General features: G+C 58.2%; 21 protein-coding genes. 13 read left to right on the forward strand and 8 right to left on the reverse strand.

Annotated features, from left to right (window positions below; all coding sequences use genetic code 11):
• Positions 1 to 16 precede the first annotated feature (16 nt).
• On the reverse strand, positions 17 to 2,329 hold the full coding sequence (locus tag ACYVGU_RS06885; RefSeq protein WP_460621422.1) for a T9SS type B sorting domain-containing protein: 2,313 nt from the start codon (positions 2,327 to 2,329) through the stop codon (positions 17 to 19).
• Positions 2,330 to 2,690: 361 nt separating this feature from the next.
• On the opposite strand from ACYVGU_RS06885, the gene ACYVGU_RS06890 reads away from it, so the two are divergent.
• The 3 genes from ACYVGU_RS06890 to ACYVGU_RS06900 are packed head-to-tail and all read left to right on the forward strand — an operon-like array spanning position 2,691 to position 5,240.
• Positions 2,691 to 3,269, forward strand: a complete 579-nt coding sequence (locus tag ACYVGU_RS06890) for an RNA polymerase sigma factor (protein WP_460611782.1) — start codon at positions 2,691 to 2,693, stop codon at positions 3,267 to 3,269.
• Positions 3,250 to 4,068, forward strand: coding sequence for a hypothetical protein (locus tag ACYVGU_RS06895; RefSeq protein ID WP_460621423.1), 819 nt, complete (start codon positions 3,250 to 3,252; stop codon positions 4,066 to 4,068). Before ACYVGU_RS06890 ends, ACYVGU_RS06895 begins: the two co-directional genes overlap by 20 nt.
• Before the next feature lie 26 nt (positions 4,069 to 4,094).
• Positions 4,095 to 5,240, forward strand: a complete 1,146-nt coding sequence (locus tag ACYVGU_RS06900) for a porin family protein (RefSeq protein WP_460621424.1) — start codon at positions 4,095 to 4,097, stop codon at positions 5,238 to 5,240.
• Positions 5,241 to 5,406: 166 nt separating this feature from the next.
• On the opposite strand, the gene ACYVGU_RS06905 is transcribed toward ACYVGU_RS06900, so the two are convergent.
• Positions 5,407 to 6,153: a TrmH family RNA methyltransferase gene (locus tag ACYVGU_RS06905; protein ID WP_460621425.1), complete on the reverse strand. Its 747-nt coding sequence runs from the start codon at positions 6,151 to 6,153 to the stop codon at positions 5,407 to 5,409.
• Here ACYVGU_RS06905 and tamL point away from each other — a divergent pair.
• Positions 6,144 to 8,759 (forward strand): translocation and assembly module lipoprotein TamL, encoded by a 2,616-nt coding sequence (gene tamL, locus ACYVGU_RS06910; RefSeq protein WP_460621426.1) that lies wholly within the window; start codon positions 6,144 to 6,146, stop codon positions 8,757 to 8,759. The genes ACYVGU_RS06905 and tamL overlap by 10 nt on opposite strands.
• Before the next feature lie 99 nt (positions 8,760 to 8,858).
• Here tamL and ACYVGU_RS06915 read toward each other — a convergent pair whose 3' ends face one another.
• Entirely contained in the window at positions 8,859 to 10,994 is a 2,136-nt protein-coding gene (locus ACYVGU_RS06915; protein WP_460621427.1) for an alpha-ketoacid dehydrogenase subunit alpha/beta, read from the reverse strand.
• A 116-nt stretch (positions 10,995 to 11,110) separates the two neighbouring features.
• On the opposite strand from ACYVGU_RS06915, the gene ACYVGU_RS06920 reads away from it, so the two are divergent.
• From ACYVGU_RS06920 to ACYVGU_RS06935, 4 genes are all read left to right on the forward strand, one after another.
• Positions 11,111 to 11,656: a GNAT family N-acetyltransferase gene (locus ACYVGU_RS06920; protein WP_460621429.1), complete on the forward strand. Its 546-nt coding sequence runs from the start codon at positions 11,111 to 11,113 to the stop codon at positions 11,654 to 11,656.
• A gap of 27 nt (positions 11,657 to 11,683) precedes the next feature.
• Positions 11,684 to 12,205 carry a hypothetical protein gene (locus tag ACYVGU_RS06925; protein WP_460621430.1) on the forward strand — a complete coding sequence of 174 codons (522 nt, stop codon included), beginning with the start codon at positions 11,684 to 11,686 and terminating at the stop codon, positions 12,203 to 12,205.
• Between the two features lie 208 nt (positions 12,206 to 12,413).
• Positions 12,414 to 13,373 (forward strand): oxygen-dependent coproporphyrinogen oxidase, encoded by a 960-nt coding sequence (gene hemF / locus ACYVGU_RS06930; RefSeq protein ID WP_460621431.1) that lies wholly within the window; start codon positions 12,414 to 12,416, stop codon positions 13,371 to 13,373.
• On the forward strand, positions 13,370 to 13,966 hold the full coding sequence (locus tag ACYVGU_RS06935) for a phosphatase PAP2 family protein (RefSeq protein ID WP_460621432.1): 597 nt from the start codon (positions 13,370 to 13,372) through the stop codon (positions 13,964 to 13,966). The genes hemF and ACYVGU_RS06935 overlap by 4 nt, the downstream gene beginning before the upstream one ends.
• Positions 13,967 to 14,032: 66 nt before the next feature.
• Here the strand turns inward: ACYVGU_RS06935 and ACYVGU_RS06940 are convergent, their stop codons facing one another.
• The 3 genes from ACYVGU_RS06940 to ACYVGU_RS06950 all read right to left on the reverse strand — a co-directional run bounded on the left by ACYVGU_RS06940 (position 14,033) and on the right by ACYVGU_RS06950 (position 16,421).
• Positions 14,033 to 14,233 (reverse strand): hypothetical protein, encoded by a 201-nt coding sequence (locus tag ACYVGU_RS06940; RefSeq protein ID WP_460621433.1) that lies wholly within the window; start codon positions 14,231 to 14,233, stop codon positions 14,033 to 14,035.
• Between the two features lie 56 nt (positions 14,234 to 14,289).
• Positions 14,290 to 14,880: a riboflavin synthase gene (locus tag ACYVGU_RS06945; protein WP_460621434.1), complete on the reverse strand. Its 591-nt coding sequence runs from the start codon at positions 14,878 to 14,880 to the stop codon at positions 14,290 to 14,292.
• A 125-nt stretch (positions 14,881 to 15,005) separates the two neighbouring features.
• The gene (locus ACYVGU_RS06950; RefSeq protein WP_460611770.1) at positions 15,006 to 16,421 is read right to left on the reverse strand and encodes a sugar transferase; all 1,416 of its coding nucleotides are present in this window, start codon (positions 16,419 to 16,421) and stop codon (positions 15,006 to 15,008) included.
• A gap of 208 nt (positions 16,422 to 16,629) precedes the next feature.
• On the opposite strand from ACYVGU_RS06950, the gene ACYVGU_RS06955 reads away from it, so the two are divergent.
• From ACYVGU_RS06955 to ACYVGU_RS06965, 3 genes are all read left to right on the forward strand, one after another.
• A complete protein-coding gene (locus ACYVGU_RS06955; protein ID WP_460621435.1) occupies positions 16,630 to 17,283 on the forward strand; it encodes a protein-L-isoaspartate(D-aspartate) O-methyltransferase in 654 nt (217 codons plus the stop codon).
• Positions 17,284 to 17,377: 94 nt separating this feature from the next.
• Positions 17,378 to 17,899 (forward strand): acyl-CoA thioesterase, encoded by a 522-nt coding sequence (locus ACYVGU_RS06960; RefSeq protein ID WP_460611768.1) that lies wholly within the window; start codon positions 17,378 to 17,380, stop codon positions 17,897 to 17,899.
• Between the two features lie 72 nt (positions 17,900 to 17,971).
• Entirely contained in the window at positions 17,972 to 18,838 is an 867-nt protein-coding gene (locus ACYVGU_RS06965; protein ID WP_460621436.1) for a hypothetical protein, read from the forward strand.
• A 109-nt stretch (positions 18,839 to 18,947) separates the two neighbouring features.
• On the opposite strand, the gene ACYVGU_RS06970 is transcribed toward ACYVGU_RS06965, so the two are convergent.
• Positions 18,948 to 20,090: a redoxin domain-containing protein gene (locus tag ACYVGU_RS06970; RefSeq protein WP_460621437.1), complete on the reverse strand. Its 1,143-nt coding sequence runs from the start codon at positions 20,088 to 20,090 to the stop codon at positions 18,948 to 18,950.
• A 358-nt stretch (positions 20,091 to 20,448) separates the two neighbouring features.
• Here ACYVGU_RS06970 and ACYVGU_RS06975 point away from each other — a divergent pair, with 358 nt between their 5' ends.
• A complete protein-coding gene (locus ACYVGU_RS06975; protein ID WP_460621438.1) occupies positions 20,449 to 21,057 on the forward strand; it encodes a helix-turn-helix domain-containing protein in 609 nt (202 codons plus the stop codon).
• Positions 21,058 to 21,190: 133 nt separating this feature from the next.
• The gene (locus ACYVGU_RS06980; RefSeq protein ID WP_460621439.1) at positions 21,191 to 22,168 is read left to right on the forward strand and encodes a hypothetical protein; all 978 of its coding nucleotides are present in this window, start codon (positions 21,191 to 21,193) and stop codon (positions 22,166 to 22,168) included.
• A gap of 161 nt (positions 22,169 to 22,329) precedes the next feature.
• Here ACYVGU_RS06980 and gatB read toward each other — a convergent pair whose 3' ends face one another.
• Complete coding sequence (gatB, locus tag ACYVGU_RS06985; protein ID WP_460621440.1) at positions 22,330 to 23,787, reverse strand: Asp-tRNA(Asn)/Glu-tRNA(Gln) amidotransferase subunit GatB; 1,458 nt, start codon at positions 23,785 to 23,787, stop codon at positions 22,330 to 22,332.
• Between the last annotated feature and the right edge of the window lie 89 nt (positions 23,788 to 23,876).

A 23,876-nucleotide genomic window follows, 5' to 3' on the forward strand; every position in this document is an offset into this window, starting at 1 on the left:
GTTTCAGGCACCTAGGCTAACGGGCAATTTCAAACCAGCCTTTATACGAGCTACCGTTATCCAGCGTGAAAAGGTAGAAGTACATGCCCGGCGCACAGCCCTCACCACCAAAAGTATTCTGGTAGTTGCGGGTGTGGTACACCTGCTTGCCATAGCGGTTGTAAATGGCCAGCGTATTGCTAGGATAAAGCCGGACATTATCAATGGTAAGCACGTCGTTTTTCCGATCGCCATTGGGGGTAATGATATTGTAGAAGCCCAGCTTATTCTCAAACGAAACGCAGGCATCGTTGGAGCGGGAGGTTCGCGGGGTAGCATCCGTACTCACTGCCTCTACCCGAAAGCACTGCCCGAAGCCAGCCGGACCGCTAGGTAATACCGCCGAAAGCGTAGTTCCGCTGACGGTAGCTACAATTTCCGGCGGGCCAGTATCGGCTACACGGCTGATGCGGTACTGCTGCACCACAAAGCCTTCGTAGGCACTCCAGCTTACCTGCACCGTGCCGGGCACGCGCGTATCAGGAGCTTCGGTGGCGGTAGCCTTGGTTAGGATGGTAGTGTGTTGTTGGCTGCTCAGCACGGTTCCGCAGGCGTTCAGCAACTCCAGTCGATAATGGTAGGCACTGGCATCGGCGTCTAGGCCCGTATCAAGGAAAGTAGTGGCCGTATTGGCCGCGGTGCCTACGGTGGCAAACGGACCAGTGCTGCCGGCTGCACGCCGCAGTACGCGCACCTGGCTCACATTAACGGCATTGTTCGGTACAGCTAAGCTCAAGGTAATGCTACGGTCAGACGTGTCAACGGAGGCGACCTGTAGCTGCACCTGGGCATTATCGGGTTGCAGGGTAAAGCTGGCCGAGCACCCGCCGGTCTGTGCTACGCTCAGCACCGTGTTACTAGCCCCCGGCGGCAGGCTAACCTGCACGGTATTGGTGCCCTGCCCCTGCACTATCGTTCCCGCAGCCACCGACCATTGGTACGCTTCACCAGGCGGGCCGTTCACGGTGTAGAGCAGGGCACTAGCCCCTTCCGGGCAGTAAAAGGGCGAGCCGGTGATAGTGAGCGGCACCACAGTTATGCGGAAGACGGTAGCTCCGGTTTTCTTATTGCAGTTTTCGTCGGTGCCAGTTATTAGCACATCATACGGAACGGGGCGGGCATCACCACAACGGGCGTCAAAGCGAAACTGTGCCGTTACTAGGGCAGTACCGCTTACGCTAACTACCCCCACGCCACTGCCCACGGGCACTACTCCTGGGTTGTTATTGCAGGTGGCAGCGTAGCGCCCGGGGCCATCAAGCAGCACGCTGCTAGCCCGTAGCGTAAGAGGCAATCCTTCTGGGTCAGTGGCTGATACTCCAAATTCGAGACGCTGTCCTTCCACTACTGTTAGGTTGCGCACATTGCCGGTGGTAGCGGTCAGGGTTGGGGCGCCGTTGGGCTCACACACCCGCGTCAGGAGCTGCACATCGCGCCGGGTGGTGCCCAGCAGAACCTCTTGGCCATTCACGGTTCGATATTCTTTTACATCAACGGCCACCACAAACGCCCCACTCAGCGGCGAGTAGTACCGGCTAACGCCCGTGGCGGGGTCAATTTGGGCGCGGCCGCCGACGCCAAACGGCTGCAATACGCTGTAGCCGTTGGTGTAGGGCAATGCAGTGAACGGGTAGCTGTCATCGTCAGGCGCGCTTCCCTGCACCCCGTATGGCGTACTGAAGGAATAGCTAAGCCGGTCGCCATCGGCATCGTAGGCGTTGTTCAAGATCAGGCTGGTATCGCCCCGGCAAATAAACACAACGGCCGTATCCGGAAAAACCGGCGAGGTATTGGGCAGCGCCGTCGGGGCCATCTCCGAAAACAACGTCATGGAGTAGCGGCTCGAAGAAAAAATGTTGGTGATGCCGGCATTCCGCGCCGTAATGTTGCAAACGGCAAAAAAGCCGGCCGCCGATGCAGGCAGGCTTACCACCGTCCGGTACTTGGCCAAGGCCACAAAAACCGCACTGCTGTTCGGTAGTGCGCATCCACTACCAATGGCCGGATTCACATCTACCAGACTGATGCGTGGGGCTGTTTCCGTGGCAATAGCGCTACTATTGATTGCTTTATCATAAAAGTTGATCAGTACGCTCGCGCTGCCATTGGGAATTGCCGAGTTCTTATTAATGTAGTGCACCACCGTCACCTCATAGCGAAATGGCGTGCGGCCCGCCCCGTTGTTATCGAGGTAGCGGTAGGTTATTTCGCCGCCCATCAGGTGAGAGGCCGCAGCCGGCAAAGCAGCAAGCAAACCCAGCAACAGGCAAAACCAGAGTAGAAATTTCATAAGCAAATAGGCGTAGGATAACTCCGCGTAGCAGCTGACTGAAAAATACTAGGCCACCAATACGGTTTGGGCCCGGATGATACCTAGCAAGCCGCCAAGCCACTGATCTTACTAAAGTACTCTGTAAATCAACGACGCGACTATATAGTTACTATAGCAAACCGCGCCGGGGTCAGAAAGCGAAAGGAAAACAAGAACTTTGCTTTTGACACTAGCCGGCTGAGCCCTCCATGTAGCGTTTAAAAAAAATGGTTGTAGGCTGTGTTGCTACTTTTTTTTACTTCCAGGCAACCCCCCCCTGCTAGGCTGCATCTAGCCCCTCAAACAAGCTGCTATTGCCCGAACTTTACTCCTGCTTCCCGTGACTGATGCTGACCTCATAGCCGCCTGCCGCCAGGGTAGCAGCCGGGCCCAAAAACTGCTCTATGAGCGTTTTGCTGGCCTGATGCTCTCGGTGTGCCTGCGTTACCTGCGGCGGCGCGAAGATGCCGAAGAAGCCCTTATCGTAGGGTTTACCAAAGTGTTTCGGGCCCTTGATCAATACCGGCACGAAGGCTCGTTTGAAGGCTGGATCCGGCGCATTGTGGTGAATGAGGCCCTCGGGATGCTCCGCCGCAAAGAGCCCATCCACATGGCCATCGACGATTTGACCTACGACACGCCCGCTACCCCCGCCGAAGCCGAAAGCCAGCTCAACGCCGACGATATGCTGGCCCTGCTGGCAGAACTGCCCGCCGGCTACCGCACCGTGTTCAACCTCTACGCCCTGGAAGGCTACACCCACCCCGAAATCGGCGAGCTGCTCGGTATTTCGGAAGGCACCAGCAAGTCGCAGCTCAGTAAGGCCCGGGCCATGCTCCAGCGCCGCCTCGCGGTAGCCAGCACCCAGGCCCGCCCCACCTCCTCAACGAAAGAAGTATATGCAACCGGAAGATATTGATAAGCTGTTCCGCGACCGGCTCCAGGGGCACGCTCCTACGCCGCCCGCGTTTATCTGGGCTGAAATAGAAGCCGAAATTCAGCCTCGCCGCAAGCGCCCCGCTATGTGGCTGGCGGCCGCGGCCGTGGCCCTGCTCACACTGCTCGGTGGCGCTTGGTGGGTGCTTACGGGTGCCAATCCCGGTGGCCTGGGGCAGCCCGAGCTGGCAGCTACCACGCCCCGGGCTTCGGTCCCCGCTACTACCCCTGAAATAATTTCAAATCCTCAGGCAACCACCCCTAGCGCTTCTCCATCTAGCCCCATAGAAGCCCCGGCCGACGAGCCGGCATCCGTAGTGGCCACTACGGAACCCTCCCTGGAAACCCGGTCTCGGGGTGTACAACCAGACCCCGCTCCAGTGAGTCGCCCCCTCGCCCGGCCCCGCGCTTCGGCGCCGCGCCACCTGGCTTTGGCCAGCTCAGCCGCACCACAGGCCCCGAGCGTAGCTTCGGCTACTCCTACCCGGCCCGCGCTTACGGCCCAGCCCCAAGATCCGGAACTGGAGCGCCCTACTGCATTGCCCACGGCCACGGTGGCTTCCACCGGCCCCATTGAGGTAGAAGTTCGCTCGGCTGCTGAAACGCCCGTTATGGCCGACGCCAATACCGCCCGGCGCCCTCGCCTGACTTCCCTGATTCGGCAGGCCCGTAACGCTGTGAAAGGCGAGCGGGTGAGCCTCACGGACGCTGGCCTGCCGGAATCGGTAACGGTGCAGGCCCGGGTAGCTGGGCACACGCTTACCAAAGTCATTCAACTGTAACTCTCCCCGCTTTTTGCGCCTTTTTTATGAAACGCTACTTCACTTTCCTCGCCTTCCTGCTGCTGAGCCTGGCCACCACTGGCACCTCCCAGGCGGCCTCTGGCACCCCCAACGATGACACCATCCTGGTGAAGCTCCCTAACCAGGCCACCATGACACTGTACGTCAAAGACAAGGCCCAGCTGCGCCAGATGCGCCAGTATAAGCTCGACTCCCTCATCGTACTGCTCGATGCCTACATCACGCAGGCCGAAGCCGCCGGCAAAAACTCGAAGTCGGAGCAGGTGACCATGGAGTTTTATCCGGCCAAGGAGCAGCCCGGCAAGCAGGTACCCGAGCAAATCCGGATAACGGTGCGCAACCAGGGCCCCGGCAGCAAAACCAAATCGGCTGACCATGTAGACGTAACGCTAGGTCGGGTATTTGGGGTAACCGTAGATGAAAGCACCGACGGCGGCAACGACCACGTTTCGGTTCGGGTGGGCACCTCGGCCAAGTCTGACTCCATCCGTGATGTGGAGCGGAAAGCCAAGCAAGAAGAAAAAGCGAACCGCGCCGTACATAGCAACTTTAATGTTGACCTAGGCCTGAACACGCTGGTAAACCGCGAAACGCTGGTGGGTGGCGAAGATTTTGAGCTGCGTCCCGTGGGTTCCCGCTACCTGAGCCTGAACTGGCACTACGATATCCGGGTTGGTCAGAAAGGCTCGCCCCTCCACTTGGTTACCGGCCCGGAACTGGCCTTCAATAACTATATGCTCGATAAAAACTACCGCTTCAGCGACGTGAATGGCACCACAGTGGTAGTGAAAGATCTGGACCGCGACCTGGAAAAAAGCAAACTGGCCGTGACCACCATCAACCTGCCTCTTATGGCCGTGCTGGCCTTCCAGGATAAGAAAGGCCGCGACGCCTTCCGCATTGGGGCCGGCGGATTCATTGGCTACCGCCTGGGCTCACACACCAAGCTGAAGTACGAAGACGAAGGCCGCACCCGCAAAGACAAAGACCGCGGCAGCTACAACCTCGAGGACTTCCAGTACGGCGTGCAGGGCACCATCGGCATCCGCAACATCGATTTGTTCGCCAAGTACAACCTCAACGATACCTTCAAGAGCAACCGCGGGCCCCAGGCTCAGACGCTCAGCTTCGGCATCTCGCTGATCAACTAACGCAGGCTACGGCCCCGCACACTACCAGAAGAGGCCCGGCATCAGTTGCCGGGCCTCTTCTGTCTTTACTAGGTCATCTACCAGCGCAAACCGTGTCAACCGTATCAAACACTAGCCTCCTGACATGCACAAACCGCTATGGACTGCGCGCTATAATGCCAGCGGCTTACTGATTCCGATAAAAGTTATCCAGCAGGATAGCGGCTGAAACGGCCACGTTGAGGCTTTCGGCCTGGCCGCGGCCCGGAATGTGCAGGCGCTGGGTGAGGCAGGCTTCTACTTCGGGCGTGAGGCCGTGGCTTTCGCTGCCCATCACCAGCACACCGGTGGGCTGCAACGTCAGGCGGTGCACGTTGTCGCCGTGCAGGTCGGCGCCATATACGGGCAGCGCTGCGGGCAGGGCACTTAGCCAAGCGGGCAATTCGCGTTGCCACACGGGCACGCGGGTAAAGGAGCCCATAGTGGCGGCCACGGTTTTTGGAGCCCAGGGGTCGGCGCACGTTTCAGAGCACACCACCCCGCCTAGGCCATACCAGTCGGCCAACCGGATGAGCGTGCCTACATTACCGGGGTCGCGCACCTGGTCGAGGGCTAGTAGAAGCTGGCCGGGCGCCGGTTTCAGTGGCGTTTCTTCGGGCAGCTTCGCAATGGCCAGGGCCGTTGTATTGGTGCTGAGCGTACTCAAACGGGTTAGTTCTTCCTCCGAAACTATATCCACCGGAACTCCAATAGGCAGCTCCTTGCGGATTTTCTCATGGAAATCAGCCGTAAGGATGAGTCGTTCCGTTAGAATCCCGGAACTTAGCAGCTCCCGCACGCTTTTGCCGCCCTCCACCAGGAAAGCGCCGTGCCGGAGACGGTACTTCTTCAGGTGCAGCGCGTGCACGTATTTCGCTACTGCTTTTGAAACCATATACGCAGATTAACGGCCGGCCCGCTAACGGGCTGTTTTTAGGAAAATTACCACTCCGGCTGGCGCTCGGCAGTTTGCTGCTGACCAGTGGGCTGAATAGTTGTTCGCCAACCCGCCTGCTGCAGCCGGGGCAGCGCCTGCTGAGCCGGGTAAAGATTGAAGGCGCGGAAAAGGCCGATGCTGAGCGCCTGCAAACCTTGGTGCAGCAGAAGCCCAATAGCACGTTTCCGCTGCCAAAGGTAGCCATCTACCAGCTAGGTCGGTCATTTTATAACCCTGAGCGCATTCAGAAGAAGCTGGAAGAAGAGCGCACCCACTACAACCAGCTTATCCGGGAAGCCGGCACCGACTCGGCTAAAGCCGGCAAGCTCCTGACCAAGCGGGAGCGGCACGTGCGGCGCCACCAGCTAGCCTTGGATAAAGGCAACGCCATTATGCGCCTGGGCGAGCCGCCCGTTATCTACGATTCGTCGCTGACGGCTACGTCTACGGAGCAGCTCGGTACGTTCCTGAAGTCAAAGGGCTTTTTCCGCAACTCCGTTACGGCCACCGATACAGTCCCAACGAAGCTGTTCTCGCCGTTTCGGGTCCTGACGTTCCGCTCACCCTTCCACTCCGATTCGCAGCGCGTTACGGTGGTGTACCGCATTCACGAGGGCCCGGCGTTCAAGTATTCGCAGCTCGACTACGATGTGCAGGACACAGCCGTGGCGCGCCGGGTGCTCGGCAGCCAGCCTCAGAGCCTGCTGCACGTAGGTGACCAGTACGATGAAGAAGTCATTGGCAATGAGCGCAGCCGGCTGGAGCTGATGCTTAAAAACGAGGGCTTCTATGATTTTCGGCAGCAGTACATTACCCTAGAAGCCGATACCAGCTTTGCCCCTACCACTGTGCGCCTGCGCACCATCGTGAGCAAACCTACCCGCGGCGAGCAGCATCGGCTCTACACCGTTCGGCACGTCAACTTCATTACCGATGCAGGCCTAGTGCGGTTTGGCCAGCAGCGCGACACGCTTGTCCGCGACTCGGTTTTCTACTTAGCCTATAAGCACCGCTTTTCCACCAAAGCCCTAGACCGCAAGCTGGCCGTGCGCCCCGGCGATAGATACAGCCTAGAGAACACCCAGGTAACCCAGCGCCAGCTGGCAGGCCTTGATATGTTCCGGTTCAGCAACGTAACGTACCGGCGCGACCGGGAGGCGGCCCGCGACTCGGCTAGCGGCGTGCTCGATGCTACTATCAATGCCTCACCGGCCAAGAAGTTTCAGGAAACTGTTGAGCTAGGCGGCACTTACATTGCCCGACTTGCCGGGCCGTTCAGCAACGTACGCTTCAAAATCCGGAATGTATTTGGAGGCGCGGAGCTGTTGGAATTTGGTCTACGAGCCGGCTTTGAAGGGCAGTTTAACGCCATTACCGGCAATCCGCAGTTGACCACGCAGTTGGGCGCCAACGTGAACCTAGTGCTGCCGCAGTTCCTGGTGCCGTGGCGCAGCAGCCGCTGGCTTGCGCGCTACAACCCACGCACCCGCCTCAACGGCAGCTATACTTACGTCGACCGGCCCGAATACACTCGCACGAACATTGAGGCCACGTACGACTACATCTGGCAACGCTCCGTGTACCATCAGTTCGTGCTTACGCCGATTGATGTGAGCGTTATCCGGACGCCGTTTATCACCGACTCTTACTACGAGGAGTTGCGGCGGCTGGCGCTTACGCAGAACACGCCCCTGCTGCGCAGCTTCGATAACCTGTTCATGCCCAGCATTAGCGCTACCTCGCTCTACAACTCCAACGATTTCAACCAAACCCGCGACGGGCGCTACTTCCGCCTTTTTGGCGAGGTAGGCGGTATTACGCGCGGCTTCTATCAGTCGCAACCCCTGGTGGTAAATGCCAAGCCCGGCCAAAACGACCGGCTGAAAATCTACGACTTCGCCAAGCTCACGGCCGATTACCGTCGCTACCACAAACTTTCGCCCGAAACCTACTTTGTGTACCGGCTCTCGGGCGGGGCCGTGCGCGCCCTCACGTCTACCACCACTCAAACCCGTGGCGAGGATGGCGTCATTATTCCCGGCAGCGACAATACCCAGCTGCTGGTGCCGTATGATAAATACCTATTTGCGGGCGGTAGCTCCAGCGTGCGGGCCTGGAAACCACGCCGCTTGGGCACTGGTAGCGCTACCCAATATGAGCTCGATGAATTAGGTAACCCGGTTATCGGGGAAGATGGGCAACGAGTGCGCAACTACGACTTGGAGCAACCCGGCGAACTGCTGCTGGAGGGCAACGTAGAGTACCGCTTCCCGATTTACAGCTTTATTAAAGGCGCTGTATTTACTGATTTTGGCAACGTCTGGACGCTTCGGGCCGACCCGTTGCGGCCGGGCGCTCAGTTTAAGCTCAACCAGTTTTACCGGGAGTTTGCCGTGGGCTCGGGGTTTGGCCTTCGGCTAGATTTCAGCTTCTTGATTCTGCGCCTCGATATTGCCACCAAGGTGTACGACCCCACCGCCCCAGGCAGCAAGTGGGCCATCCGCAACATCAGTTTCGGCGAAAACCAGACGGCCCTGAACCTGGGTATCGGGTATCCTTTCTAAGCATTACTTCGATACACCAGAAGAGGAGGCCGGTTGGCCGTTCGCTAGGGCCTAGCGAACGGCCAACCGGCCTCCTCTTCTGGTATTGGTTTAGCTGTTTTACCAACCTAGCAACTCACTCAGGGCCGTAGCAACTTTCTCGGGGTTAGGCAGCATTTGCTTTTCCAGCTCCACGTTGAGGGCAATGGCGGGCAGGTTGGCGGCTCCCAGCGTAAACACCGGCGCATCCAGCTGCTGAAAGCAATGCCGCTGAATCCGGCCGGCCAGGCTTTCGGCAAAGGAGTTCAGCAAGGGCTCTTCGGTCAGGATCAGGGCCTTGCCGTGGCGGCGCACCGCCGTTTGCACGGCGTCCCAATCCAGCGGATTGAGCGTGCGCAAATCCAGCACCTCCACCTGACCAGGGAACTGCTTGCTGGCCGTTTTGGCCCAGTGCACGCCCATTCCGTAGGTAATTACTACGCAGGTTTCTCCGTTCCGCAGCTTGGTGGCGTCGGCTTCTTGGGCAATGGCTGCTTTCCCCAGCGGAATAACATAGCCCGCCGCGGGCTCCGTGGTTTTGGCATCTTCGGTGCCGGGCACTTTACTCCAGTACAGGCCTTTGTGCTCCAGTAATACCACAGGGTTGGGATCGAGGAATGCCGCCCGGAGCAAGCCTTTCATATCGGCCGCATTGCTGGGGTACACCACCTTAATGCCCCGGATAGTAAGCAGCGTGCTTTCAATGGAGCCGGAATGATACGGGCCGCCGCCGCCATACGCGCCCACCGGCACCCGAATCAGGCTTTGCACCGGAAACTTGCCATTGGAGAGGTAGCAAGATTTGCTCAGTTCCTCGACCAGTTGGTTGAGGCCGGGCCAGATGTAGTCGGCAAACTGAATTTCAACAATAGCCTTGGCTCCTACGGCACTCATACCGGCGGTGCTGCCCACAATGTACGCTTCCTGAATGGGGGTATTGAAAACGCGGGCATCACCGTACTTTTTGGCCAGCAATGCCGCCTCCCGGAACACACCACCTAGCTCGCCGCCCACATCCTGACCGTAGAACAACGCCTCCGGAAACTCGCGCAGAATGTCATCCACGGTGTGCAGGGCAGCATCCACCATCAGGGCTTTGTCGGCGCCGGCGGGGCTTCGCTCGCCTTGCTCTTCCGTTACCGCTGCTGGCGCGAACTCGTGGTCCTGGAACGTAGTTGGGTCGGGGTTTGGGGCTTGCAGGGCACGCTCGTAGTCCGCTTGCACGGTTGCGCGGGCCTCGGTGCCTAGTGCGGCTAGCTCCTCCTCGGTAACGCCCAGCTCCAAGAGTTGCTGATGGTAGCGGGGCAGCGGGTCGTTGAGGGTGTGCTGCGCGAGGTTGTCGCCGCGGTACCACTCGCGGCGCACGCCGCTGGTGTGGTGGCCTAGCAACGGGCACTTAGCATGCACCAGCACCGGGCCGCGCCGCTGGCGCACGTACTCAGTGGCTTCTTGCATGCCGGCGTAGCTGGCCAGGAAGTCGGCACCATCAAACTGCAGGCGGTGCAGCCCCTTAAAACCAGCGGCAAACTCGTAGGCATCCATGGCGCGCATTTCGCGGCTAGTAGCCGAAATACCCCAATCGTTGTCCTGCACCAAGTAAATAATGGGCAGCTGGTGCAGCACAGCCATTTGTAGGGCCTCGGCCACCTCGCCTTCCGTCATGGCACCATCCCCGATAGAGCAGAGCACTACCGGCGGCAGAGAGCCAGCCGGTTCGGGTGCGGTTGCGGTTGCGGAGCCCCGGGGGGCTAGTCCCTGGCTTTCCAGATACTTGATGCCGTGGGCAATACCAGTGGCTGGAATGGCCTGCATGCCGGTAGCCGAGCTTTGGTGCGGAATGGTAGGCACGCCCGGCCGCCGCAACGACGGATGGCTGTAGTACGTGCGCCCCCCGGAAAACGGGTCGTCGCGCTTGGCCATAAGCTGAAGCATCAGCTCATACGGCGCCAGCCCCATGCCCAGCAGCATGGCATCGTCGCGGTAATACGGGGCGGCATAATCGGCGCCGGTGAGGTGGAAGGCAGCGGCTAGCTGAATGGCCTCGTGGCCGCGGGCGGTGGCGTGTACGTAGCGGGCCGTCACGGCCTTATTTTCTTCGTAGAGGCGGGCCAGCTCATCGGCCGTGCGCATCAGGCGGTAGGCCCGCAGCAGCGTGGCGCGGTCGGGCCGGGTGGTAGTAACTTCGGTTTCCAGGGACGGGGCGGCTTGCGTGAACATGGATGGGTGGTGGGTTCGATGGCGAAATTACAGCATCCGACGCACAATGTTTGGGTTAACCCAGAAGTGCACCCTAGTACGCGTACTGGCCCAATCATTTTTACCTTCGTGTTACTATGTCTGCTGATCTGCATCTTTCCCCGGCCACCGAATCCGACATTCCAGACCTGGTGGCCCTCGTAAACCGCGCCTACCGCGGCGAGGCCTCCCGCCAGGGCTGGACCACCGAAGCTCACCTGCTGGACGGCCAGCGCACCGATACCGACGACCTACTTGAGGCCCTGAACACGCCGGGCGCCACTATTTTACAGGCCCGCACCTCCTCGGGCCAGCTGTTAGCCAGCGTGTTCCTGAAAAATCAACACCCTGATCTGTACCTCGGTATGCTTTCCGTTGACCCCGGCCAGCAGGCCCGCGGGCTGGGCAAACAGCTACTAGGTGCCGCCGAGCAGCAAGCCCGCCAGCTTGGCTGTTCAGCCATCCTGATTTCGGTGATATCTGTGCGCACTGAGCTGCTGGCCTGGTATGAGCGCCTAGGCTTCCGGCGCACCGGCGAAACCATGGCTTTCCCCCGCGATACACGTTTCGGCATTCCGCGGCAGCCGCTGGCACTGGTACTACTTCGTAAGCCGCTAGGCGAAGATCAAAGCAGCAAATTTTAATTACCTGACCGCTACCGCTTTCTGTGCATGAATCCTAACCAATATGATGGCCTGCTGCAGAGGCCTTTTTTGGCTGAGCATTGGCATAAAGGAGTAGCTGCTGCTCTGGCGATTTGGCTGCCTGCATTTATGTGCGCTTACTACTTTCTGCACGACTTTGTGGCCGGTGCAGTTGGATTTGCCACCACAGTTAGCCTAGCCATTATACTCGTTGTAGTAACCCAGTACGAAGGCTTCACACTTAACCTGACATCACTCCGCTACCGCCGCTATACCTGGGTGGCTGGCTTGCGGTTTGGCCGCTGGTTGCCCCTACCCCCCATTGTACAGGTAACGGTTCGTTATGTTCAAAAAAATCATCATCTGCCGCTAGACAATCACCCGGCAGCAGTAGGCTTTACAGCTACTGAAAGAGTGTGGCAGGTTTTGCTGCGGGTAGAGCAGTCCCCGATAGGTATCGTTGTTGCAAATACACAGCAGGAAAAGGCGCTCCACATCGCAAGAACGCTGGCTACATTACTCCATAGAGAAGTGGTTGTGCACTCATAGACCAGTGCCACACATACCAGTAGGTTGAATAGCAATGAACGCAGCGCTCTGGACTGCTTTTTGAAGCAAGCATTAGTTGCATTTTGTACGCGGTATAACCCCTACCTTTGCAGGATTCCTACTAGCGCCGGCCCTACGTTTGGTCAGTTGTTAGCTGATTTCCGGCAGGGCATTGGCTAACAAGCACCCCTCGGCTGTTCTGATTTCCATGCTGTCACCTGCTCTTTCTCCCTTTCCTACGCCCACTAGCTTCCCCCGCTTCCGCGACTCGGTGGAGCACTGGATGCGTCAGTTTCAGGACTGGCTCTGCCAGCAGCTTGAACACGCCGATGGCTCAGGCACTTTCCAGGAAGATGCCTGGCAACACCACAGTGGCGGCGGTGGGCGCTCGCGCGTGCTGCTGGAAGGGAGCATCATTGAGAAAGGCGGCGTCAACTTTTCAGCTGTAGAGGGCACCATGAGCGAGCACGCTGCCCGCGTGCTACTCATGCCCGACCCGAATTACTTTGCCACCGGCGTATCGGTGGTTCAGCACCCACGCAGCCCTAGGGCGCCCATCTCGCACATGAACGTGCGCTACTTTGAGGCCGGCAACGGCGACGCTTGGTTTGGCGGCGGCCTGGATCTGACCCCGATTTACGTGGATCTGGAGCAGGCCCGCTGGTTTCATGCGCAGATTGCCGAAGTATGCGCCCGCCACAACCCAACCTACTACCAGCGTTTTAAGGAGTGGGCCGATGAGTACTTTTTCGTTACGCACCGCCAGGAAACCCGCGGCGTGGGCGGCATTTTCTTTGACCGCCTCACGGTGGGCAAGGATGGCGACCAGGACGCGCTGTTTGCCTTCGTGCGGGAAGTAGGTGAAGTGTATGGGCGCACCTACACGGAGCTGCTGCGCCGAACTGCCGCGCTACCCTTTACGGAGCGTGAAAAGCAGTGGCAGCTGGTGCGCCGCGGCCGTTACGCCGAGTTCAACTTGGCTATCGACCGTGGCACGCGCTTTGGCCTGGAAACTGGCGGTCGCACCGAAAGCATTCTAATGAGCCTGCCGCCCCTGGCCGCCTGGCACTATAATCTGCAACCCGAGCCCGGCTCGCCCGAAGCAACTACCCAACAGTGGCTGCGCAAAGGCGTGAACTGGCTAACCGACCCGCCCACTGCTGCTTGATCGAGCGACTTCAACACCTTGACCGTTGGCTTCTGGTAGCTGCCAACTCCTACCACGCTCCTCGCCTCGATGCCTGGATGGTATTCCTGTCGGAACGCTTTGTGTGGTTTCCGGCCTACTTTGTTATTATAGTGGCGCTCTGCTACCTGTATGGCCGCCGGGCCTTGCTCCTGCTCCCGATGATTGGACTGAGTGTAGCCCTGTCCGATGGCATATCCAGCCGCTTGTTTAAGCCCTACTTCGCCCGCCTGCGTCCCTGCCACGACTCCGACCTTTCCACTACTTTGAACCTAGTAAATGGTTGCGGCGGGCAGTTCGGGTTTCTGTCGTCGCATGCGGCCAATGCCTTTTCGCTGGCCGTGTTTCTGTACCTAGTGCTCCCTAGCCGCTACCGCGTGGCCAAGGTGCTGCTGCTGGTATGGGCGGCGCTGGTGAGCTATAGCCGTATGTATCTGGCCGCGCACTACCCATCTGATGTGCTGGCCGGCGCATTACTAGGGTCGTTGGTGGCCTGGGCCTGCGCCACCGCTTACCACCGGCTGGCAGCACGTTGGTGGCCTCAACCCATGGCCAAAGAATCGACAGTAATCTGATAACCAAGCCAAAAGCCCCTGGCACCACATGGTGCCAGGGGCTTTTGGCTTGTTGATAAGCTAGTATTACTTGGCAGGTTTGCGCTTACCAGTGTGGCCGTCGCCTTGGTCGCCTTGGCCAGGCTTGCTGGTTACTTTGGAGTTATGGCGGTCATCTTGGGAAAGAGAGCGGTTCAGGTCCACAGAGCTCGTGAACTCGCCTTTTTCATTGCGGCGCACGTAGCGCTTATCACCCGGAGTAGGCTCAACTAATTCGCGTTTCGACATGGCGTTGGGTTGGAAGGTGGATAAAAATCATACGCAACCCAATCCTGCTGGTTTGCCTATTTACCCAGCAATTTTGCCACGTACTTACCCACGATATCAAACTCCAGATTCACGCGGTGACCGGGCTGCAGGTCCTGAAACGTGGTGTGTTCATAGGTATACGGGATGATAGCCACGCTAAAGCCGTCGTCGGTGCTATTAAAGCAGGTGAGACTGGTGCCGTTGATGCAGATAGAGCCCTTTTCTACGGTTACGCGCCCGGGGCCGGGCTCATGCCGGAACCGGTACAGCCAGGAGCCGTTCTGGTCCTCTACTGCTTCGCACTCGGCCGTCAGGTCTACGTGGCCCTGCACAATGTGGCCATCAAAGCGGCCGTTGGCGGCCAGGCACCGCTCCAGATTTACGCGCTTGCCGGGCGCCCATTGGCTGAGGTTGGTTTTCTGCAGGGTCTCGTCGATGGCCGTTACCACGTGCGTACCGGCCATACCGTCTACGCCTACTACGGTCAGGCACACGCCATCGTGGGCCACGCTTTGGTCAATCTTGAGCTCTGAGGCAAAGCTGGAAGCTACCGTAAAATGAATGTTGGTGCCTTCGCGCTGCACGTCCCGGATGGTGCCCAGGGTTTCTATGATGCCAGTAAACACGTACTAAATCAACTGAATGTGAAAGATATGCTGAGTACAGAACAAGCAAACAGGCAGGACGAAGAAATTGATTTGAGCGGCGGTCAACAGCAGTTGCTATTGCCCCCATTTCAATGTAAAAGCCGCTATTTTCCTCGCCCTTCGATAATGATTTTGAGCGTATACAGCACCACCCGGAAGTCCATGGCCAGGCTCATGTTCTCGATGTAGAGGATGTCGTACTTCAGCCGATCCACCATTTGCGGAACAGTTTCGGCGTAGCCGTATTTCACCTGGCCCAGGCTTGTGAGGCCAGGGCGGACGCGGTGCAGATGGCGGTAATGCGGCGCTACCTGCATAATCTGGTTGATGAAATACTGCCGCTCGGGTCGGGGGCCCACAATGCTCATATCCCCCTTAATCACGTTCCAGAACTGGGGCAGCTCATCTAGCCTTACCCGGCGCATAAACCGCCCCCAGGGTGTAATGCGGGGGTCGAAGTCAGAAGACAACGCTGGCCCGGCTTTTTCCGCATCCTGATACATGGAGCGGAATTTATAGATGAAAAATGGCTTGCCGAAGCGGCCGATTCGCTCTTGAGAATAAAACACCGGCCCCGGCGACGAAAGCCGGACCATAACGGCCACAAAGGCATACACCGGCCAGGCCAGCAGCAGGAACAGCACGGAAACACTCACATCCAGCCCACGCTTCACGGCCCGTTGCCAGGGCGGCAGCAAATCCTGCTTGATTTCAATCAGAGGCGTGCCGAATACATGGCTGACCTTCACGGAGCCCAGCAACAGCTGGTAGAGGTCGGGCAGGATGCTGACCCGTGCGGGCGTGCCTTCCAGTAACGTCAGAATTTCTTCCGTAATACGATGCTCCGAGGGCTCAATGGCAATGATAACCTGCTCTACCTGCAGCTCCTGAATTAGGCCAGGCAAGTATTGATACGTGCTGCAGGTGGGCAGCTCGGCCGCCAGCTGCTCATCCACCGCATCGCCTAGGGGTGAAAACCCAATCAACCGCAGGCCGAGGTGCTTTCCGGTACTGCGTAGCTCCAGGCAAGTGGTGCGGGCCAAGGACCCGGAGCCCACCAACAGCGTGTTGAACGTGATAATGCCACCCCGCACCAAACGCTGGATACTGCTCACGGCCCACACCCGGACAATTGCCGCAATGCTGAAATGCAGAAAGAAATATGCCGTGATAGTTTTGTAGTAGCTGTGGTAGTTCTGCACGCCCTGGTCATCGAGCAGCAGCACAAAGAAGATGATGATGGCGCCCAGCAACGACACGCGCCCCAGGCGAATAATCTCGCCCAACCGGGATTTACGGAAGATGTCGGTGTACTCCCCAATCAGGGCATACAGCCCCGTCCAGAACACAGCAATCATCAGGGCGGAGCCCGAGAGAAACACGGCATCAGCCGAAAAGCGGTAGTCCGGGTTTATTTCGCTCAGTAGGTACTTGCGCAGCAGAAAAAAACATACCCACGCGAACAAGGCTGCACCGAAGTCGGCGGCTATCAGCTTCAGTTTTTGGAGAGTACGAATCAAGGGAGTTAAAACAAACCAGTAAAGCCGGCGCCGGGAATACTTTTGTGGCCCGGAAGCCGTAATTTTGCAATTCATCGGGGCTTTGGTAGCCCGCGGAGCTGATAGGGGGTAGTGGCGCAAAGGTAGAAATTACCCGCAATCTGTGAAGCTGCCGGTTTCCCTCATTTTCAGCTTGCTCCCCCTAGCAACGCCCTAACTTACCTGAACCATGCACGCTGACACGTACCGCCACAGAGGAATGCGCCGCACCCTGGTGGAGGAACTGCAGCGCAAAGGCATCCGCGACGAACGGGTACTGGCAGCTATTGGTACGGTGCCGCGCCACTTGTTTTTTGAAACCGCCTTTCAGCCCCACGCCTACCAGGACAAAGCCTTCCCGATTGGCGAAGGCCAGACGATTTCACAGCCCTACACGGTAGCCTATCAGACGGAACTGCTGCAGGTACAACCCGGCGAGCGGGTATTAGAAATTGGAACGGGCTCGGGCTACCAATGCTGTGTGCTGCTGGAACTTACCCCGAACGTATTCAGCATTGAGTATAATCCGGTGTTGTTTGAGCGAACCGCCCGCCGGCTAGCGGCCATGCACCGGCCAGCGCACCTGTTTTGCGGCGATGGCTCGTTGGGCCTGCCTGCACATGCGCCTTTTGATAAGATTCTGGTAACGGCCGGCTCGCCGACCCTGCCCCGCCCGCTTTTGCGCCAGTTGCGGATTGGCGGAGCCCTAGTAATTCCGGTGGGCGACGAGCACTCCCAGCGCATGATGCGGGTAGTGCGCGAAAGTGAGGAGGAATTCTCGCGCCAAGTGCTCGAGGAATTCCGGTTTGTGCCGCTACTGGGCCAGGCCGGCTGGGGAAAATAACTGCAAAAGGTTGCCGGTAGCGTAGCCTCGCTTTCGCTCAATCCCGGGCGACTGCCCTACCTTTGCGGCTCTACTCTCTGACTATACCTAGCACATGCTGCGCAAACAAAAGCCCGTTAAAGACTCGTTCGTCCGGATGACTGAGCTAGTCCTGCCCAACGACACGAACACGCTGAACAACCTGATGGGCGGCCGAATGATGCACCTGATGGACGTAGCAGCCGCTATTTCGGCCCAGCGTCACTCCAACCGCATTGTTGTAACGGCTTCCGTTGATAACGTATCGTTTCGGGAGGGAATCAAGCTGGGCAGCGTAGTGACGCTGGAAGCCCAGGTAACCCGCTCCTTCAGCTCTTCCATGGAAGTACACATCAACGTGTGGGCCGAAGACATTCCGAGCGGCACCAAAATCAAGTCCAACGAAGCGTTCTTCACCTTTGTGGCCGTAGACCAGTCGGGCCGGCCGATTGATGTGCCGGAAGCCGTGCCAGAGACGGAAGAAGAAATCAGCCTCTACGACGGCGCCCTGCGGCGGCGGCAGCTGCGCCTGGTGCTGGGCGGCCGCATGCACCCACACGAGGCCACTGAGCTAAAGGCCCTCTTTGAACTGGAATAAGCAAAACCGGTAGAGAAAGCAGCGGATTGTTGTATTTTCAGCAACTGATTTTCTGCTCCTTCGCAACGCACTATGGATACTGCCGCCAACCTCGCCTTCTTCCAGAATTTCTATACCGACACGTCGTTATATGTGGTAGCGGAACCGAGTGCAGCTCCGGTGCCCGTGCCGGCCGTAGCAGCCGCGCCAATTGGCGCAGCTGCTGTACCGCAACCCTTTGTGGCTACTACCCCTGCTCCTGCCGCAAACCCCACGCCGGTTGCCGCGGCTCCGGTAGCTAGTGCCGCGGTGGGCGCACCACTTCCGCCGGAACGCAGGCCTAGTGCGCCCGCCGTGCCGCCCGTGGCCGCCGCGCCTCTTCCGGCGCCGGTCGTGGTACCTGCTGCATCTGTGCCTACGCCGCCTCCTGCTCCTACGCCTCCGGTCGTGACGCCGGAGGCGGCACGGCTGCCTACTACCCTCACGCTGGCCGCATTGCCTGCTGCCGCACAGGCTCCGGCAGGCCGGGTGCAGCCTACGCCCACGCAGTCGCCGGTGGCGCACATTCCGTTCTCCACGCTGGGCAGCAACGCCAACGGCCTTATTATTCTGGTACGTTTGCCGGCCGAGCAGTTCCGCAAGCTGCCGCGCAATGTATTCTTGAACAACCTGCTAAAAGCGCTGCGCCTGATTGTGGAAGACGTGGTGCTGGTAAATGTGGAGCATGCCACCTTCCCCGCAGCGTTGTGTAGCCTACGCCAGCACCTGGCGGCCCGTCAGTTTCTGGCCTTTGGCAAAAACCTGCTCGATGTAGCCGTGTACACCACCCAGCCCTATGAGCCGGTGCTATTGTATGGGGATACGGCTTTTCTGGGGGCTAGCGAAATCAGTATGCTGGAATACGATGCCGGCCGCAAAAAGCAGCTGTGGCAAGCCGTACAGCGCATGTTCATGAGTTAAGCCAGCCTAGCGCCTGGTTGCCACACCGCACCAGGCTCGCAGCCGGTACTAAGTAAAAAGGCCCTCCATCTCTTGATGGCGGGCCTTTATGTTACTAAAACCAAGCAGCTTACTTCAGCACGGAAGCCAGGGTGCTTTGCAGCTCTTCGCCGCGCAGGTTTTTGGCGATAATGCGACCTTGCGGATCAAGCAAATAGGATTGCGGAATGGACTTGATGCCGTAGGTCTGGCCAGCGGCGCTTTCCCAACCTTTCAGATCAGAAACGTGCGTCCAGCTCAGGCCGTCGTTCTGGATGGCTTTCAGCCATTTGCCCCGGTCCTGGTCAAACGATACGCTGTAGATTTCAAAGCCTTTACCTTTAAACTTGTTGTAGGCCTTCACCACATTGGGGTTCTCCTGGCGGCACGGGCCGCACCATGAGGCCCAGAAGTCGATGAGCACGTACTTGCCCCGCAGGCTGCTCAGGGCCACAGCTTTGCCATCGGGGCTGGCCAGGCTAATTTCAGGGGCTTGTACGCCAATGGCCGTGGTCCGAAGTGGCTCGAGGCGGGCTACCAAATTCTTGGTGTAGCGCGACTCGGGACGAGTTTTCTTAACGGCGTTGGCTACGGAATCGGCCAGCGCGAAATGGTCATCGGGGTTTACCACGCTGCTCATCACGAACGCCGATACCACCGAGCCTGGGTTTTGGCGCACTAGGCGGGCAATGGAGGCAGAGCCGGCCTTCTGCATGGACATAGCCTTGGCTTGCAGGATGGCTATTGAGTCGGTGCGGTTTTGCTGGGCGGCTTGGTTAAAGCGCTGCTCCAGGCGCTGCATCTGCTCGCGCGAGGCTTGCAGGTTGAGGCTGAGCTTTTGCAGCATTTCGGAATCAGAGGATCCTTTCACAGTGTAGCTCTGGCCCAGCTTCTGGGCGTCGCCGGACAGTTCTACTTTAGTGCCGTTTTCCAGGGCCAGCAGCACCTGGTTCTGGTCGTTGAGCTTTACCTGATAGATACCCGCCTCGGGCAAGGTGCCCGAAAACCGGAATTGGCCTTTCTCATCTACCGTAGCCGTGTCGCGCGAGACAAACTGCGTTTCACCCAACTCAGCTAAATATACTTTGGTGCCAGCCGTAGCATTCTGCAGTTGGCCGTTCACTTGGTAGGAAGCCGCATCGGCGCCCGAGGCAGCGCTGGTAGTGGGGGTTGTATTCTTGTTGCAGGCGTTGGCCATACCTAGCAGGGCGCCCATGTAGAGAAGGCTCTTCATTTTGTGCATCATTCAGGAAGCAAGCCGGCGAAGGGCCGGCATATGTTGGCAAAGGACGAGGAAACAGACCGCAAGTTGTCAATTTCAACCGGAATTGCGGACGAGGCAGCGACGTATTGTTACAGGTGAGGTGGCGCTTTGGTTCCGGTAAATCTTTTACTACCCCTCGTGCCAGCCCAAACCGATGAACAGGCGACTAGCTGAACGGGTACTCCACCTATCACATGTAAGAAGGTTTCAGGCCGCAGCCACCCTAGCAAAGGTCAGCTACACCAGCAGGAATGCCGCTTTTTACGCATCTTGGCAGCTGAATTGCCGGAATCGGCTTCTTCACTTATACCTATTAGTATAGCTTATTATGGTTTCTGCCGCGCGCATTGTGGCCTTGCGAAAAAACAAAGGAATGTCGCAGGAGGTGCTGGCCGAAGAGTCGGGCGTAAGTTTGCGCACTATTCAGCGGGTAGAGCAAGGCGAAACCGTACCGCGGGGCCACACGGTGCAGGCGCTGGCGGCAGCCTTGGGAGTCCCCATCGAGGCCTTGCTACCCGAACCCGAGCCCAAGCCCATACCTGTTGCGCTTCCAGCCGCTGCTGCGCCAGCTCTTCGCCCCGACCGCTCGTATCTGGAGCTGCTTAACCTGAGCGCGCTCAGCTTTCTGGTTTTCCCGCTGCTTAATTTGGTGGTGCCGTTTCTGCTGTGGCGTAAGCGCCGCCACGATACAGAACTCGTAGCCGAAGTGGGGCGCCGCGTGCTGGGGTTTCAGGTGCTATGGCAGGTAGCGTGCTTCTTTCTGTACCTGCTGGCGGCCGGAGTTCAGGTGGTAGTGTTTCGCTATTTTCAAGTGTCGTTGCGCGGCCTGTTTCTGCTGGTTTTTCTCTTCACGTATACCCTTAATCTGCTTGTGGTGCTCTATAATGCCCGGCAGCTGAAGCAAGGAAACCTTAACCTATATCCTATCCGACTCTAGATGGCCTAAGCATAAAATACTGAATGGCAAATAGTTAAATACAACGGCGGCAAAATGGCGGCAAAATGACGCAGGGCTGGAAGGAGAAAGGCCGGTAGTTTAGCATCGTCATATCACTCTACCTCCCTGCTATATGAAAACCGCATCCAAAGTTATCCTAACCGTACTGGGCCTGCTCCTCGTAAGCGGCGTATTCGGCTACGCGTACATTAAAAAGCGCTTCGAGCCCGCCCCCAACCAACTCGTTTTATCGGGCCAGCCAATCACTAGTTCCTTTGTATGGCTAGCCGACAGCAGCGCCCGGCCCGTTATGCCTCACGCGGCGTTGCTGGTACCAGTTGCCGTGCCCGGCTGCTCCCGTACGTGCTACCTGCAGTTTGACACGGGTGCTCCTTCCTCTCTGCTCTACGCCAAGTCACTGGCTGCTCTTCGCACCAGCTTCCCTGCTACGGGCACCACGCTCCTGCCGCAAGCCGATACGCTGCGCAACTTCCAGTTTGGGCTAGGCAATGGGCAGGTACAAGCCCGCTGGATGCGGGTATTGAACTATGGCACGAGCCAGGTTCCCGCTGATAGCACCACTCCTTTTATCATTGGAACGCTGGGTGCCGACGTGCTGGATGGCCATGTGCTGGTACTCGACTACGCCCGCCAGCAGTTTCGCATTGCCGCGAGCCTCGCGGACAGCCTGCGTAACCAAGCTGTTTTTGTGCCGCTCAAGTTTGAGAGCCGCCGCGTAATGCTGGAGGCCGGGGTTCAAAACCAAACTAAGCCGCTATTATTCGACTCCGGTAGCAGCGCCTTTTCCCTGCTTACCAGTGAAACCAACTGGAAGGAACTGGCCCAACCGGCAGCCAAGGTGCGGATTGCCAGCGTGAACAACCTCGGCAAAAAACTCACGTCCTACACCGTGCCTACTACTGTAGCCTTGCAGTTCGGCGCTACGGCTTTGCCCCTGGGCACGGTCACCTACATCGAAGGCACCAGCCTGATGGAATCTACCCTGATGCGCTTCTCCGGTATGGGCGGCATGCTCGGTAACGAAGTCTTCCGTAACCACACCATTATCCTCGACGCACCGGGCGGGCGGTTCGGCGTAGTGCAACGCTAGGTTCACTTATGCCTCAAACCGGCTAGCATACTACATAGCTTCACTAGTAAAGTGCGCCTAGCAATACCACGCCATAACTCGCTTGTATACAATATCATATAATACAAAACCCATCAGCTGTAAAGCTGATGGGTTTTGTATTAGCGACAGGGTAGTAACCGTTACGCGTCCAGCTTCTGGCGCAGGAGTTGGTTGGCCAGTTTGGGGTCGGCTTTGCCGCCGGTCAGCTTCATGAGTTCTCCCATGAACATGCCAGTCAGGGACTTTTTACCGGCGCGGTACTCCGCTACTTTGGCGGGGTTGGCGTCCAGCACCTGCTGAATTTTGGCTTCCAGTTCCTCGGCATCCGACTGCTGCAACAAGCCCTGCGCTTCGGCCGCAGCGGCCGCTGTTTGCGTGGGATTTTCGAGCAGGTACGGGAACAGCTGCTTGCTGGCAACCGAGTGGCCTACCTTGTTTTCGTCAATCAACTTAATGATGTCGGCCAGATGCTGGGGCGTAAGCGGGAACTGGTCCAGTGTGAGGGCACGCTCATTCAGGTAGGCCTTTACGGGGCCGGTTACCCAGTTGGCGGCCGCTTTGGCGTTGGCAGTCAGGCGCGTAAGCTCATCAAAGTACAGCGCTACCTCCTTTTCCGCCGTCAGCACATTGGCATCATAATCGGACAGGCCTAGCTCGCCGGTAAAGCGGGCGTACAACTGCTGGGGCAGCGCTGGTAGCTCGGCCTGCACGCGGTGCAGCCACTCATCATCGATGATAACCGGGGGCAGATCTGGCTCCGGGAAGTACCGGTAGTCGTTCATGGTCTCCTTGGAGCGCTGCCCGTTGGTAGTACCGGTCGTAGCGTCAAATCCGCGGGTTTCGCTGTCGATAACCTCGCCCGCTTCGGCCATCTGAATCTGCCGCTCAATTTCGTACTCAATGGCCCGCTGCACATTGCGGAAGGAGTTCATGTTCTTGACCTCCACCTTGGTACCGAACTGATCAGCACCCTTCAGCATCACCGAAATGTTGGCGTCGCAGCGTAAGGAGCCTTCCTCCATGTTGCCGTCGCAGATGCCCAGGTACTCTACCAGCTTCTTGATTTCGGCCAGGTAGGCGTAGGCCTCTTCCGCCGTCCGGATGTCCGGCTCCGACACAATTTCAATCAGGGGCACGCCGGCGCGGTTCAGGTCTACCAGAGTTTCTACCTCACCCGCCAAGTGCATGCTCTTACCCGCATCCTCTTCCATGTGGATGCGGGTAATGCCGATTTTCTTCGTTGAGCCATCTGACAGACGAATATCAACGTGGCCACCCGTGCAAATAGGAGTTTTGTCCTGGGTAATCTGGTAACCTTTGGGAAGGTCGGGATAGAAGTAGTTTTTACGCGCAAATAGGTTGTCGCGCCGGATCTGGCAGTTGGTAGCTAGGCCCATTTTCATGGCAAACTCCACCGCCGAGTAGTTCACGCGCGGCAGCGTGCCAGGGTGGCCTAGCGTGATAACGCTCAGATTATTATTGGGAAGCGCGCCATATTCATTCTCATCGGAAGAATACATCTTACTGCGCGTGAGCAGCTGGGCGTGTACTTCAAGGCCAATGACGGGCTGGTATTTTGATTTGATGCTTTCGTCCATAGAAAAATTAGGCGGGTATGCCGCCGGGGCTGCAAGATAAACACTATCCGGCCGCCGCTACCAGACATCGAATATCCGAATGGTAAAAA

The organism is Hymenobacter tenuis (assembly GCF_054780495.1).

Coding starts and splice junctions, on each gene's coding strand:
- ACYVGU_RS06885 (WP_460621422.1), bottom strand. CDS start 2,329: ATGAAATTTCTACTCTGGTTTTGCCTGTTGCTGGGTTTGCTTGCTGCT.
- ACYVGU_RS06895 (WP_460621423.1), top strand. CDS start 3,250: ATGCAACCGGAAGATATTGATAAGCTGTTCCGCGACCGGCTCCAGGGG.
- ACYVGU_RS06900 (WP_460621424.1), top strand. CDS start 4,095: ATGAAACGCTACTTCACTTTCCTCGCCTTCCTGCTGCTGAGCCTGGCC.
- ACYVGU_RS06905 (WP_460621425.1), bottom strand. CDS start 6,153: ATGGTTTCAAAAGCAGTAGCGAAATACGTGCACGCGCTGCACCTGAAG.
- ACYVGU_RS06915 (WP_460621427.1), bottom strand. CDS start 10,994: ATGTTCACGCAAGCCGCCCCGTCCCTGGAAACCGAAGTTACTACCACC.
- ACYVGU_RS06920 (WP_460621429.1), top strand. CDS start 11,111: ATGTCTGCTGATCTGCATCTTTCCCCGGCCACCGAATCCGACATTCCA.
- ACYVGU_RS06925 (WP_460621430.1), top strand. CDS start 11,684: ATGAATCCTAACCAATATGATGGCCTGCTGCAGAGGCCTTTTTTGGCT.
- hemF (WP_460621431.1), top strand. CDS start 12,414: ATGCTGTCACCTGCTCTTTCTCCCTTTCCTACGCCCACTAGCTTCCCC.
- ACYVGU_RS06940 (WP_460621433.1), bottom strand. CDS start 14,233: ATGTCGAAACGCGAATTAGTTGAGCCTACTCCGGGTGATAAGCGCTAC.
- ACYVGU_RS06955 (WP_460621435.1), top strand. CDS start 16,630: ATGCACGCTGACACGTACCGCCACAGAGGAATGCGCCGCACCCTGGTG.
- ACYVGU_RS06960 (WP_460611768.1), top strand. CDS start 17,378: ATGCTGCGCAAACAAAAGCCCGTTAAAGACTCGTTCGTCCGGATGACT.
- ACYVGU_RS06965 (WP_460621436.1), top strand. CDS start 17,972: ATGGATACTGCCGCCAACCTCGCCTTCTTCCAGAATTTCTATACCGAC.
- ACYVGU_RS06970 (WP_460621437.1), bottom strand. CDS start 20,090: ATGAAGAGCCTTCTCTACATGGGCGCCCTGCTAGGTATGGCCAACGCC.
- ACYVGU_RS06975 (WP_460621438.1), top strand. CDS start 20,449: ATGGTTTCTGCCGCGCGCATTGTGGCCTTGCGAAAAAACAAAGGAATG.
- ACYVGU_RS06980 (WP_460621439.1), top strand. CDS start 21,191: ATGAAAACCGCATCCAAAGTTATCCTAACCGTACTGGGCCTGCTCCTC.
- gatB (WP_460621440.1), bottom strand. CDS start 23,787: ATGGACGAAAGCATCAAATCAAAATACCAGCCCGTCATTGGCCTTGAA.